The sequence below is a fragment of the Peribacillus sp. NJ4 genome (assembly GCF_030348345.1).
In the GTDB taxonomy this organism is placed as follows: domain Bacteria; phylum Bacillota; class Bacilli; order Bacillales; family DSM-1321; genus Peribacillus.
In genome coordinates, this window is the sequence record NZ_JAUCFQ010000001.1 from 2,130,708 (window position 1) to 2,144,005 (window position 13,298).

Here is a 13,298-nt window from a genome sequence, read left to right on the forward strand (position 1 = left end):
GGGAAAACGCATGAGCAAGAATGTTTCACGACGTCAATTCCTTAATTACACACTTACTGGCGTTGGTGGATTTATGGCGGCCGGTATGTTGATGCCTATGGTTAGGTTTGCAATTGATCCTGTATTATCAGCAGATAAAGGCGGGGATTACATTGCAACTAAGCAGAAGGTAAGTGAACTGACTACCGAACCAACCCGTGTCGACTTTAGTTTCAAGCAGGTCGATGGGTGGTATGAGTCTGAAGAAACAAATACAGCGTGGGTTTACAAAACGGATGATGGCAATATCGTTGCATTATCTCCAATCTGTAAGCATTTAGGCTGTACGGTAGCATGGAATACGGATAAGTCTAATCCGAATCAATTTTTCTGTCCTTGCCATTACGGCAGGTATACGAAAGATGGAATGAACGTGAAAGGGACACCGCCGGTTTCACCATTGGATGTCTATGGCACGAAAGAAAAAGATGGAATTCTTTATTTGGGTCAACTAAAACCGCATGGGGAGGCGTAAACATTGCTAACAAAGTTATATGACTGGGTGGACGAGCGTTTAGATATTACGCCATTATGGCGGGATATTGCTGACCATGAGGTTCCTGAACATGTTAACCCCGCACATCATTTTTCTGCATTCGTATATTGTTTTGGTGGGTTAACTTTCTTTATTACGGTCATCCAAATCTTGTCAGGCATGTTCTTGACGATGTACTATGTCCCGGACATTAAAAACGCTTGGGAATCTGTTTATTATTTGCAAAATGAAGTTGCCTTCGGTCAAATTGTCCGTGGTATGCATCACTGGGGAGCAAGTCTAGTTATCGTTATGATGTTTTTACATACTCTTCGTGTCTTCTTCCAGGGAGCTTACAAAAAACCGCGTGAATTGAACTGGATGGTCGGCGTATTGATTTTCTTCATCATGCTGGCATTAGGCTTGACTGGTTATTTATTGCCATGGGATATGAAAGCGCTATTCGCAACGAAAGTTACATTGACAATTGTCGAATCGGTACCGTTAATGGGACCGGCACTCAAGACATTGATAGCAGGAGATCCAACCATCGTTGGAGCACAGACATTGACACGATTCTTTGCAATTCATGTATTCTTCCTGCCTGCAGCATTATTTGCTTTACTAGCGGCTCATTTCCTAATGATCCGAAAACAAGGTATTTCAGGTCCACTATAAAAGAATGGTGAATCAAGAACCAAAAAAACCTTTTCATAAAGGAGGGGAATTGTTCAATGCATCGTGGGAAAGGTATGAAATTCGTAGGTGACTCGCGTATCTCCGCGGACCGTAAACCGAATATTCCGAAAGATTATTCTGAATATCCTGGGAAAACTGAAGCATTTTGGCCTAATTTCCTTTTAAAAGAATGGATGGTCGGAGCCGTATTCCTTGTAGGTTATCTATGCCTGACAATCGCACATCCGTCACCATTGGAAAGGATAGCAGATCCTACAGATACAGCGTATATTCCGCTGCCAGACTGGTATTTCCTATTCCTTTACCAATTACTTAAGTATACTTATGCTTCAGGCCCTTATAATGCAATCGGGGCTCTGGTAATACCTGGTTTGGCATTCGGAGCATTGCTCTTGGCGCCTTTTTTAGATCGTGGTCCAGAGCGGAGCCCGGCGAAACGTCCTTTTGCTGTAGGCTTCATGCTATTGGCGATGGCTGGTGTTTTCTATTTAACATGGGAGTCTGCGGCACATCACGATTGGGAAGCTTCCAAGAAACAAGGAGCAATCGTGGAAGGTGCAGACATTGATAAAGAAAGCGATGGGTATAAACTGATGGATTCTAGTGGCTGTATTAGCTGTCACGGAGCAGAATTAACTGGTGGAGCAGGAGCGCCAAGCTTAATTGACACTGGTTTAAGTCCGGAAGAAGTCTCTAAAATCGCTGTCAAAGGCCAGGGTGCCATGCCAGCTGGCATGTTTAAAGGTACAGATGAGGAATTGGCAACATTAGCTGAATTTGTATCTGGATTATCAGCAAAATAATAAAACCATCAACAGCATTTTCTTTCATATGCTGTAAATGAAAAGCTGACGACTACGGTTGTCGGCTTTTTTATTGGTAAATTGAAGCGTAAATGAAAGGAAATTGAAATGAATGCTTGGTTTTCAAGGTGATGGAATGTAAAATGAGTATACATGAGTATGTAAGTGAGGGTAAAAGAATGAATGTTATCTACAGTTGGCTTGCAAATCGGCAAATGCTCTTTTTGTTATTAATAATAAATATATTCGGAACAGCCTTTGGATATTATTGGTACGGAAGTCAATTGGAAAACACTCCAGCCATTTTTTTGGCTTTTGTACCGGACAGCCCGACAGCTAGCCTGTTTTTTGTATTTGTTTTATTGGGGTTCCTATTAAAAAGAAATTTTGGACTTATGGAAACGTTGGCGATAATAACACTATTCAAATATGGTATATGGGCAGTTGTTATGAATCTAATGACATTAGTGACAACCGGTTCATTGCCATGGGAAGGCTATATGTTAATGGCTTCTCATTTGGGAATGGCGATTCAAGGGGTATTATATGCACCATTTTATCGAATAAAACCTTGGCATTTGATAGTCGCAGGGATTTGGACCATACATAATGACATAATCGATTATGTTTTTGAAATGATGCCAATATATCGTGATCTATTGGTATATATGAACTCGATAGGTTATTTTACTTTTTGGCTCAGCATACTTTCCATTTTTGTCGGCTGGTATTTTGGATATAGAAAAAAGCGGATCACCCTATCCTTCATCCATTAAAAAGTTAACCCTGTATACAGCTTTGTAAAAGCAGGGTTAATTTTTTTTATGTTGAACGAGGTCTACTCATGTTTGTTCTTTCATATCGTTTTAGTAGAGATATGAGGAGGGACGAGTAGCATGTTGAAAAAATTCATATTAACCATTGCTGTTTTATTTGTCGTCTTACATTTCCCTGTCTATGCAGAATCCTCTTCAAGTTTGGAGCAATTAGATAACATTTCCGATAGTGCCTTGGAAATGGCCAAGTTGAAGCGATATGGTGATTCGGAAAAGATGCTGACGTTTTTTTCTGACCGGTTTTTAAAAGAGACAGCGAAAGAGCAGATCCTTGACATGGACGAACTTCGAATTATTACTGTAGCTCATAATGAGGCGTTGATGACAATAAAGGATATGAATAAGGGAGATTCCGAAAAGGTTAATTCTGTAACAAAGTTCCGGCTCGTCGTTGATGCGGTCAAGTCTACCCATCAGCCCCTTTGGACAGAGATGGAGGATCAAATGATGAATTCTTTCCAGCAGACAAAGAATGCAGCCATCAATCAAGACACGATTACATTCAATAGCCAATTGAACTTATTCCTTTCACAATATGAAATGATATATCCTAGCTTGAAAGTCGACCTTTCTAAAGAAACGATGCAGCAACTGGACACGAGGATTCAATACATCAACCAATACCGACCGGAAGTAATCAGTGATGGAGAGAGTCAAAAGGAACTGGATGCATTACAAAGCGAACTAACCTCCATTTTTGATGAAATGGGGGAAGATGATGCAGATCCTTCCCTTTGGTGGGTCATCATATCGACAGGCAGTATCATCATCATGACGCTTTCTTATGTAGGCTGGAGAAAATATAAAGGTGATAGGGAGAAACCAAGGAAAGAACATAATGATTAAAAAGACAGGGGAAGAGAACACTATATTTGACAGGGGTGCCTTCAATCCATAGAATTAAGAGTAATTATAGTCATAGGAGGATACCATGTATTTCATTTATTTGGCGATTATCATTTTAATCCCGATTTATGCACAAATGAAAGTGAAAAGCACGTATAAAAAATATGCAAAGGTACCGGCTTCTTCTGGTATGAATGGTGCTGAGACGGCTCGGGCCATTTTGGATCAAAATGGACTGTTCAATGTCAGGGTCGAAGAGACACCTGGAATGCTATCGGACCATTATGATCCAAGGGATAAAACGGTGCGTTTATCAACAGATAACTATCACGGCCATTCAGTTGCCGGTGTAGCGGTTGCAGCCCATGAAGTTGGACATGCGATTCAAGATAAAGAAGCATATGCATTCTTACGTTTCCGCCATGCGTTAGTACCGGTAGCTAACTTTGGTTCTAACATATCTTGGATTTTAATTTTAATCGGGATGTTAGCCTCAATTCCTGGGTTGCTATTGGCGGGTATCGTTTTCATGGCAGCCGCTGTTCTCTTCCAAGTGATAACTCTGCCGGTTGAGTTCAATGCTTCTTCGCGGGCGATGGATCAACTCGTTTCAGTTGGGGTCATCCGAAATGATGAAGAACGGGAAACGAAAAAAGTATTAAGTGCAGCTGCAATGACTTATGTTGCTGCCGCTCTTGTAGCCGTACTGGAATTAGTTCGTCTTCTGCTTATGTATACAGGAATGAGAGAAGAAGATTAATGATAAAAGGACGCCATCATGGGATGGGGTCCTTTTTAACATGCAATTATAAACGCTTTTTAAAAATATTTGTTGTACATTGCTTATAAAAGTCAGGTATTCGGGGAAACATTCAAAAGGATTACATTCCATTCGGTATGCCACCAGCCCCTCGATTACCTTTCAATGGGGTTCTTATTCTCATCAAGTGTAAAGCCCTCGCCCAATACGTCATGCACTTCACTTACAGATACGAATGCATGAGGGTCCACCGATGTTATGGCATTTTTTAAGCGGACAAGCTCATTTTTCCCAACAACACAATAGAGGACTTCCCGGTCATTGCGTGTAAAGGACCCGTATCCCCGTAATACCGTTACGCCCCGCTCCATATCATTCATGATTTTTTCGGCAATTTCCTTGTTCTTCTCACTAATGATCATTGCACCTCTGGCTGCATAGGCTCCTTCTTGCATAAAGTCGATTACTCTAGCGCCTATAAATACGGCAACGAGGGTATACATCGCTTCCCGGTAATCCAGGTAGGTAAGGATGGACAGGCCAATTACAACTGCATCAAAGATGAACATGGTCCGTCCCATGCCCATTCCTAAGTAACGGTGGGCAAAACGGGCAATGATATCTACTCCGCCTGTTGTCCCTCCGTAACGAAAGATGATCCCGAGCCCGACACCAACAAAGACCCCGGCAAACAATGCCACCAGCATCAAATCGTTTCCGAGATCGATATCGATTTGGTATCTCTCGAAAACCCAGAGCCAAACGGAGAGGCCGACTGTTCCGATAATCGTATAAAAGAAAGATGTGCGACCTAAATATTTCCACCCTATTAAAAATAGGGGAATATTCAAAATCAAATTAGAATAAGAAGGATTTATCCCGATAAGTTGATATATAATCAAGGTGAGACCGGTGAATCCGCCTTCGGCCAAGTGGTTCTGCATGTTAAAATGCACTAGCCCAAAGGCGAAGATTCCAGCCCCAAAAAGGATGAATATAGTATTTTTCAATTTTAAGCCCAAAAGCATGTCCCATACCTCCAAAGGTTAGCGTATCAGTAATTTACTTATTATAACTAATTAACCAACTATGGGCAATTTTGATTCACAAACGTATCTGTTGTCATCCGTTTCACTTTTAGCTAACATGGAGAAGGTATAATGTTTGAAAACGAAAATCAAGAATGGGTGACTATATGGAAAAGCAAAAGACGCTCCAACAAATGCAAGCGGAAGTCGACCAATACATAGGACAATTCAAAGAAGGATATTTCAGCCCTTTGGCAATGCTTGCCCGCATGTCTGAAGAACTTGGGGAATTGGCTAGGGAAGTCAATCACTACCATGGTGAAAAACCGAAGAAACCAACTGAGGAAGAGAATAGTATTGAAGCGGAATTGGGGGACATGCTTTTTGTGTTAATTTGTTTTGCCAATTCTTTAGGGATTGACCTTCAAAGCTCACATGATAAGGTCATGGAAAAGTTTACAACCCGTGATAAAAATAGATGGACAAGAAAAGAAGAGGAAATGGAAGGGGAAGGTAAAAATGAGTAAAGTGAAAGTGATTGTAGCTGGTCCTCGTGGCAGAATGGGAAATGAAGCGGTGAAGCTCGTACATGGGACAGAAGGGTTTGAATTGGCCGCTGTCATAGATCGTAAGCATAACGGGGAAAGTCTCTCCGCAATAGAAGGTTTCCACGGTATTGAAGCACCTGTTTTTTCGGATATAAATGAATGCTTTTCTTCTGTAGAAGCAGACGTATTGATCGATTTAACTACACCTGAAGTGGGGATGTTTCATACAGAAATGGCACTTAATCATGGCATCCGCCCTGTAGTGGGGACGACAGGTTTTACAAAGGAAGATTTAGCGAAGCTTGATTCACTTACAAAAGAAAAGGGCATCGGCTGCATCATCGCGCCAAACTTTGCAATCGGAGCCATTTTGATGATGAAGTTTTCACAAATGGCCGCAAAGTATTTCCCGGATGTGGAAATCATCGAAATGCATCATGATCAAAAACTGGATGCACCTTCTGGTACGGCTTCCAAAACGGCAGATATGATTGCAGCGGTACGTGAAACAAAACAACAAGGACACCCAAATGAAAAAGAAACCATCCAGGGGGCAAGAGGAGCAAATGTAGACGGTATGCATATCCATAGTGTACGGCTTCCGGGCCTAGTTGCTCATCAACAGGTGCTTTTTGGAAGTGAGGGAGAGCTATTGACGGTCCGACATGATTCCTTTAATCGAGCATCCTTCATGTCAGGAGTCAAACTAGCTGTCGATACCGTCATGAAATTGGATGTTCTTGTATACGGCCTGGAAAATATTATCGAATAGGGAGAAGGAGGATTTACGATGAAAATTGCCTTAATTGCCCATGATAAGAAAAAAGAAGATATCATTCAATTTATAACAGCCTATAAAGCTGTATTTGAGCAGCATGAATTATTTGCCACAGGTACGACTGGTAAAAGAATTATGGAAGAAGTATCACTGCCTGTCCATCGTTTTCATTCAGGACCTCTTGGCGGAGATCAGGAAATAGGTGCAATGATTGCGCGCGGAGAAATGGATATGGTCCTATTTTTCCGCGATCCATTGACATCACAGCCACATGAACCGGATGTATCAGCGCTTATACGCCTATCCGATGTCTATGAAATTCCCTTAGCGACAAATATGGGCACGGCAGAAGTGCTGATACAAGGTTTGAAACATGGGTATATGGACTGGCTAAAACTACGGAAAAAACAAGGTGAGATAAATGATAAACAAAAGTAACATAGATATCCTGGCTTTCGGCGCGCATGCGGATGATGTTGAAATAGGTATGGGGGGCACGATTGCTAAATATGTGAAGCAAGGAAAGGAAATTGTCATTTGTGATTTGACAAAAGCTGAAATGTCATCCAATGGAACCGTTCCATTGCGTCAGGAGGAAGCGGATAAGGCTGCTGAAATCCTTGGGGTGAAAAGGATTTCCCTTGATTTACCCGACCGGGGTTTATATATGAAAGCGGAATACATAGATCAAATCATTACAGTCATTCGTCAATATAAACCTGCCCTTGTATTTGCACCTTTTTTTGAAGATCGCCATCCCGATCATGGAAACTGTGCCAAATTGGTCGAAGAAGCAGTTTTTTCGGCAGGAGTCAGAAAGTATATGGAAGAAGAAGGCCTGGATTCTCATCGTGTCCAGAATATGTACTATTATATGATAAATGGTTTTCACAAACCGGACTTCGTCGTGGACATCACTTCTTCAATATCACAAAAGCTGGATAGTCTTAGAGCCTATGGCAGCCAATTCGATAAAAGTGAACGAACTGTTGAAACCCCGCTAGTGAATGGCTATATCGAGACAGTGGAGGCACGGGAGCGGATGTTCGGAAAAGAAGTGGGTGTCGCCTATGCGGAAGGATTCATGACAAAAAAACCGTTACTGATCGATGCCGACTTGTTAGGAGAAAAATAATCTTATGAAATTAAAAATTGGAATTACTTGTTACCCTACAGTTGGGGGTTCTGGTGTCGTAGCAACTGAATTAGGTAAAATGCTTGCAGAAAAAGGACATGAAATACATTTCATTTCATCAAGCCTCCCTTTTCGCTTGAATAAGATGTACTGTAATATTTATTATCACCAGGTTGAAGTGAACTCTTACTCAGTCTTTCAATATCCACCATATGACCTGGCCCTTGCCAGCAAGATAGCGGATGTCGTAAAAAGGGAGAAACTAGATATCCTTCACGTTCATTATGCAATTCCACATGCTGTTTGTGCGATCCTTGCAAAGCAGATGTCAGGTAATGAAGTTAAGATCGTGACCACACTGCATGGTACGGACATAACCGTATTAGGCCATGATCCCTCATTGACCAATTTGATAAAATTCGGGATAGAGCAGTCCGATGTCGTTACAGGGGTATCTAATTCCCTTGTCCAGGAAACGCATGAATTAATCGCACCGGATAAGGAAATCAAAACCGTATATAATTTTATTGATGAAAGGGATTACCATAAATCCAATTCAGAATACCTGAGGGATGAATACGGAATCAGGGAAGATGAAAAAGTGATCATACACGTCTCGAATTTCCGTTCGGTCAAGCGTGTGAAAGATGTCATCCAGGCGTTTTATTTAACACAGAAGAAAATGCCTGCCAAGCTTCTGCTCGTAGGTGACGGACCGGAAGTGACAACCGTTTTGAAATTGGCTAAAGATCTTGGGATCGATGGATCGGTCTTGTTTCTTGGCAAGCAGGATAACCTTGCCGAATTATATTCAATCAGTGATCTGATATTCCTATTATCTGAAAAGGAGAGTTTCGGACTCGTGCTTCTCGAGGCGATGGCATGTGGAGTTCCTTGTATCGGGACGAATATCGGGGGAATTCCTGAAGTCATCGTAGATGGGGAGACTGGTTATATTTGTGAATTGGGTGATGTCAATATGGTTGCTGAAAAAGCGATTGGACTTTTAAGCGACCCGATTTTGCATAAACGCTTTTCTGAGGCTGCGATGGAAAGGGCCAATACCGATTTTCATTCGGCTACAATCATGTCAGAGTATGAAGCCATCTACCTTCAAGCACTTGAAAGTAAATCTATGGAATAGGGAGGGGATGCTGATGGATCAGTTATTCTTAAAATCAGTACCCATTCTCGAATTGATTGAAGGAGCAGGATTCGAGGCCTATTTCGTTGGTGGCTCAGTAAGGGATTATATCCTCGGCAGGCCCATCAACGATGTGGACATTGCTACTTCCGCAACACCCCAGGAAATCAAACTGATTTTTCCTAAAACGGCTGATATCGGGATTGACCATGGAACAGTCCTTGTAATTACGGAGTCGGGTACATACGAAATTACGACGTTTAGAACGGAAAGCGGGTATTCGGACTTCCGCAGACCCGATTCTGTGCAATTTGTCCGTTCTTTGACTGAGGATTTACGGAGAAGAGATTTCACGATGAATGCAATGGCCATGGATAAGTCCGGAAACATTATCGATCCATTTAATGGAAATCGTGATTTGACTGAAAAAAGGATCATCACGGTTGGCAATCCGCATGAAAGGTTTCATGAGGATGCTTTGAGAATGATGCGTGCATTAAGGTTCGTCAGTCAACTTGATTTTGAACTGGATCAAGAAACCTTTGATTCCCTTAAAGAAAACGCCCAGATCATCAGTGAAATCGCTGTCGAAAGAATCCTGGTTGAATTTGAAAAGTTATTGGCCGGATCCAATAAGATAAGGGCTCTCTCACTCTTGCTAGAAAGCGGATTATATCGATACCTGCCTCAATTCTCCAGTAAAAAGGAGCATTTAAGTAAATTACTAAATCTTCCGCTTCATCAGCTTAAAGCGGCAGAAATATGGTCAGTAATCATGGTTCATACAAGTGATCGGGAAATGGAAGAGGCATTAAGGGCATGGAAGCTGCCATTGAAAACGATAAGAAACGTTCAACGTATCATACAGCTAGTAAAGAAAGAACCCTCTTTTGAAAATTCAGCTATCGATGTATTTCAGGCAGGTCATGGCGTAACTGTACAAGCTGCTAAAGTCAGGGCAGCACTGACTGGGGGAAATGTATCGCGTGCAGAGGAGAATGCATATCTACGCTACAATGAACTCATTATTAAACATATGTCGGATCTTGACGTAACGGGGACGGATTTATTGAATTGGCATCAAGAGAAACCAGGTCCATGGGTGAAAGAATACTTGGAAATAATATTGAAAGCTGTCTTGAATGAAGAATTAAGAAATGATAAAGAAGAAATAAAGAGGTGGCTGGAGAAATGCAATCTGAGTTAAGAACAAAGTTGATGGAAGCCCTCTCAAAAGCGGAGGGTGCATTTATATCCGGTCAGGAAATTGCAGAATATATTGGTTGTTCGCGTACGGCAGTATGGAAGCATATAGAAGACCTGCGCAGTGAAGGTTATAATGTTGAAGCCGTTAGGAAAAAAGGCTACCGGATCATATCAGCGCCGGAAAAAGTGTCAGAAAGCGAAATACAACTTGGCTTGGAAACAAAAACGATCGGCAAAATGATCCACTATCAGGAAACTGTGGAATCCACTCAAAAAATTGCGCATCAACTAGCAAATGAAGGTGTTCAGGAGGGGACCCTCGTCGTTGCCGAGGAACAGTTATCCGGAAAAGGAAGATTGATGAGATCTTGGCATTCCCCAAAATTCAGCGGCATATGGATGAGTCTCATACTAAGACCGAAAATCCCGATTCATGAGGCTCCACAACTTACATTATTGGCCGCGGTCGCCGTGGCTCAGGCTATAGAGGATACCACTGATTTGAAGCCACAAATAAAGTGGCCGAATGATATTTTGGTGAATCGCAAGAAAGTGGTGGGCATCCTGACGGAGATGCAGGCGGAGTCAGATAGAATCCATTCTGTCATTATCGGAATTGGAATGAATATCAACCAGCAATTGGAGGATTTTCCTGAAGAACTGCAGGAAAAAGCGTCTTCCCTTCTCATAGAAAGTGGAGGGACGGTTTCAAGGTCCAAGGTCATTCAACGAGCATTGTTTCGTCTGGAAAACTTGTACGAACTCTATTTAGAACAAGGCTTCATGCCAATAAAGGACCTATGGGAGAGTTATGCGATCAGCCTTGGACAGGTTATCAAAGCCAGTACCGTCAATGACACGATTGTCGGAAAAGCATTGGGCATAACGGATTCAGGTGTTTTACTTCTTGAAGACGGAAAAGGAAAAGTACATTCGATTTATTCTGCAGATATTGAAATTCAGTAGATTTTTGTCAAATCCGCGAAAAATAAATAGAATTATTGAATTTGGCTTGATATAATGCAAGTGGGCAGTATCTCATGTGAACTGCACCCCCATAAATACCAAATTATTTGAAAATCTGCCTTGATCCAGAGATTGGACTGGGACGGAGGGATGGAAACTTCTGATGGAACAAAGAGATTGACTAAAATGACAAGTGCTGTTTATTGAACGAAATCTGGCTTTTTAAGCCATTTTTCTTAGCTAAACAGATACTTTTTTAGTCAGTCTTTTTTTGCGTATGAATGTATAGACACCAGTTTACTCTGATGTTTTCATCTCCTCCAACAAAAAGGAGGAAACGTAATGAAATTGTCCGGAGATTTTTTGAAAATGAAACAAAATCAAGAGAAAATTGTCATGCTTACGGCTTATGATTATCCGTCGGCAAAGTTAGCCGAACAATCAGGTGTAGACATGATTTTAGTCGGTGATTCTTTAGGAATGGTCGTTTTGGGTTATGACTCTACGATCCCTGTTACGGTGAATGACATGATCCATCATACAAAAGCAGTAAAACGCGGGGCCCCAAATACATTTGTCGTGACTGATATGCCCTTTATGAGCTATCACCTATCCATGGATGAAACACTTAAGAATGCAGCCCGTATCATGCAGGAAGGTCATGCGGATGCCATAAAGCTTGAGGGAGCAGACGATGTTGTATATAAAATATCAGCATTGACGAAGGCGGGCATCCCGGTTGTAGCCCATCTTGGCTTGACTCCTCAATCAGTCGGCGTTCTGGGCGGATATAAAGTGCAAGGAAAAGACGCCGAAGCTGCAGCACAGCTTGTGGAAGATGCGAAAAAGTGTGAGGCGGCGGGTGCGATGGCAGTAGTGTTTGAATGTGTACCATATCAAGTGGGGGAACTCGTCACACGGAACCTGGGGATTCCTACCATTGGAATTGGGGCAGGTGCAGACACGGATGGTCAAGTCCTCGTTTATCATGATGTCATCAAGTATGGGGTAGATCGGGTTGCAAAATTCGTAAAAGTTTATGGAGATGCGAATGAACTGATTGGCCAATCGATAACAAGGTATGTCAATGAAGTGAAATCTAAAGATTTTCCGTCGAAAGAACATTCATTTACGATGAAGGAAGAGCAGCTTACAGAACTTTACGGAGGGAAAAGATGAAAACTTTTACATCAGCAGCAGATTTGCAAAAGGCGCTCCGGGAGGAAAAAAGCAATCACAAAAGCATTGGCTATGTAGCGACAATGGGCTTTTTACATGAGGGGCATGCAACTCTAATGGAAAAGGCTCGCAAAGAAAATGATATTGTGGTATTGAGTATCTTTGTTAATCCGTTGCAATTTGGACCCAATGAGGATTTTGAAACATATCCACGGGATTTGGAACGGGATGAAAATGTCGCAGCCAATGCCGGAGTGGATTATCTCTTCTATCCAACAGTTCACGAAATGTACGGTGAAGAACCATCTGTCAAAGTTGTTGTCCAAAGCAGGACGGATTGTTTATGCGGGAGACAAAGGCCTGGACACTTTGATGGTGTAGCGACGATCTTGACGAAATTCTTCAATATCATCCTTCCTGATAGAGCTTACTTCGGGAAGAAGGATGCCCAGCAAGTCGCCGTGATAGATGGATTGATCAAAGACTTTAATTTCCCGATCCAGCTTGTAGCTGTAGATACCGTACGAGAAGTAGATGGGTTAGCGAAAAGCTCGCGAAATGTTAACCTATCAGATCAGGAACGAATGGAAGCTAAAGAGCTGTACCAAAGTTTATTAAAGGCCAAAGATGCGGTTATATCAGGTGAAAGAAATACTGCAACCGTCACGGCTCTGGTAAGTGAACATATTGGTGCCCATACAAATGGGGTGATCGACTATATTGAAATCTATCAATATCCGGAACTTAAACCAATTGAAATGCTTTCTGGAAACGTCATCATTGCAATCGCCGTTAAGTTCAAGCATGCAAGGCTAATTGATAATATTACTTTAAATGTAGAATAATTCATGAAGAT

The 13,298-nt window shown here is 41.9% G+C and carries 16 protein-coding genes; 15 read left to right on the forward strand and 1 reads right to left on the reverse strand.

Annotated features, from left to right (window positions below; translation table 11 throughout):
- Positions 1–10: 10 nt before the first annotated feature.
- The 6 genes from QUF94_RS10735 to QUF94_RS10760 all read left to right on the forward strand — a co-directional run bounded on the left by QUF94_RS10735 (position 11) and on the right by QUF94_RS10760 (position 4,458).
- Positions 11–514 carry a ubiquinol-cytochrome c reductase iron-sulfur subunit gene (locus QUF94_RS10735; protein WP_289315838.1) on the forward strand — a complete coding sequence of 168 codons (504 nt, stop codon included), beginning with the start codon at positions 11–13 and terminating at the stop codon, positions 512–514.
- 3 nt (positions 515–517) lie between these two features.
- Positions 518–1,192, forward strand: coding sequence for a menaquinol-cytochrome c reductase cytochrome b subunit (qcrB, locus tag QUF94_RS10740; protein WP_034307974.1), 675 nt, complete (start codon positions 518–520; stop codon positions 1,190–1,192).
- Between the two features lie 56 nt (positions 1,193–1,248).
- Complete coding sequence (locus tag QUF94_RS10745; RefSeq protein WP_289315839.1) at positions 1,249–2,016, forward strand: menaquinol-cytochrome c reductase cytochrome b/c subunit; 768 nt, start codon at positions 1,249–1,251, stop codon at positions 2,014–2,016.
- 179 nt (positions 2,017–2,195) lie between these two features.
- The gene (gene lhaT, locus QUF94_RS10750) at positions 2,196–2,792 is read left to right on the forward strand and encodes a lipoprotein heptaprenylglyceryl N-acetyltransferase LhaT (protein ID WP_289318345.1); all 597 of its coding nucleotides are present in this window, start codon (positions 2,196–2,198) and stop codon (positions 2,790–2,792) included.
- Between the two features lie 120 nt (positions 2,793–2,912).
- A complete protein-coding gene (gene ypjB / locus QUF94_RS10755; protein WP_289315840.1) occupies positions 2,913–3,698 on the forward strand; it encodes a sporulation protein YpjB in 786 nt (261 codons plus the stop codon).
- Between the two features lie 85 nt (positions 3,699–3,783).
- Positions 3,784–4,458, forward strand: coding sequence for a zinc metallopeptidase (locus tag QUF94_RS10760; RefSeq protein WP_289315841.1), 675 nt, complete (start codon positions 3,784–3,786; stop codon positions 4,456–4,458).
- Positions 4,459–4,613: 155 nt separating this feature from the next.
- Here QUF94_RS10760 and QUF94_RS10765 read toward each other — a convergent pair whose 3' ends face one another.
- The gene (locus tag QUF94_RS10765; RefSeq protein ID WP_289315842.1) at positions 4,614–5,486 is read right to left on the reverse strand and encodes a YitT family protein; all 873 of its coding nucleotides are present in this window, start codon (positions 5,484–5,486) and stop codon (positions 4,614–4,616) included.
- Positions 5,487–5,653: 167 nt separating this feature from the next.
- Between QUF94_RS10765 and QUF94_RS10770 the strand changes: the two genes are divergently transcribed.
- The 9 genes from QUF94_RS10770 to panC all read left to right on the forward strand — a co-directional run bounded on the left by QUF94_RS10770 (position 5,654) and on the right by panC (position 13,287).
- On the forward strand, positions 5,654–6,013 hold the full coding sequence (locus QUF94_RS10770) for a nucleotide pyrophosphohydrolase (RefSeq protein ID WP_289315843.1): 360 nt from the start codon (positions 5,654–5,656) through the stop codon (positions 6,011–6,013).
- Entirely contained in the window at positions 6,006–6,806 is an 801-nt protein-coding gene (gene dapB / locus QUF94_RS10775; protein WP_289315844.1) for a 4-hydroxy-tetrahydrodipicolinate reductase, read from the forward strand. Before QUF94_RS10770 ends, dapB begins: the two co-directional genes overlap by 8 nt.
- Positions 6,807–6,824: 18 nt before the next feature.
- Positions 6,825–7,250 carry a methylglyoxal synthase gene (locus QUF94_RS10780; protein ID WP_289315845.1) on the forward strand — a complete coding sequence of 142 codons (426 nt, stop codon included), beginning with the start codon at positions 6,825–6,827 and terminating at the stop codon, positions 7,248–7,250.
- Positions 7,234–7,947 (forward strand): bacillithiol biosynthesis deacetylase BshB1, encoded by a 714-nt coding sequence (gene bshB1, locus QUF94_RS10785; protein ID WP_289315846.1) that lies wholly within the window; start codon positions 7,234–7,236, stop codon positions 7,945–7,947. Before QUF94_RS10780 ends, bshB1 begins: the two co-directional genes overlap by 17 nt.
- A gap of 4 nt (positions 7,948–7,951) precedes the next feature.
- The gene (bshA, locus tag QUF94_RS10790) at positions 7,952–9,091 is read left to right on the forward strand and encodes an N-acetyl-alpha-D-glucosaminyl L-malate synthase BshA (protein WP_289315847.1); all 1,140 of its coding nucleotides are present in this window, start codon (positions 7,952–7,954) and stop codon (positions 9,089–9,091) included.
- A gap of 13 nt (positions 9,092–9,104) precedes the next feature.
- A complete protein-coding gene (locus QUF94_RS10795) occupies positions 9,105–10,298 on the forward strand; it encodes a CCA tRNA nucleotidyltransferase (RefSeq protein ID WP_289315848.1) in 1,194 nt (397 codons plus the stop codon).
- The gene (locus QUF94_RS10800; protein WP_289315849.1) at positions 10,283–11,263 is read left to right on the forward strand and encodes a biotin--[acetyl-CoA-carboxylase] ligase; all 981 of its coding nucleotides are present in this window, start codon (positions 10,283–10,285) and stop codon (positions 11,261–11,263) included. Before QUF94_RS10795 ends, QUF94_RS10800 begins: the two co-directional genes overlap by 16 nt.
- 342 nt (positions 11,264–11,605) lie before the next feature.
- Positions 11,606–12,442 (forward strand): 3-methyl-2-oxobutanoate hydroxymethyltransferase, encoded by an 837-nt coding sequence (gene panB / locus QUF94_RS10805; RefSeq protein WP_289315850.1) that lies wholly within the window; start codon positions 11,606–11,608, stop codon positions 12,440–12,442.
- Positions 12,439–13,287 (forward strand): pantoate--beta-alanine ligase, encoded by an 849-nt coding sequence (gene panC, locus QUF94_RS10810; RefSeq protein WP_289315851.1) that lies wholly within the window; start codon positions 12,439–12,441, stop codon positions 13,285–13,287. Before panB ends, panC begins: the two co-directional genes overlap by 4 nt.
- The last annotated feature ends 11 nt before the right edge of the window (positions 13,288–13,298 follow it).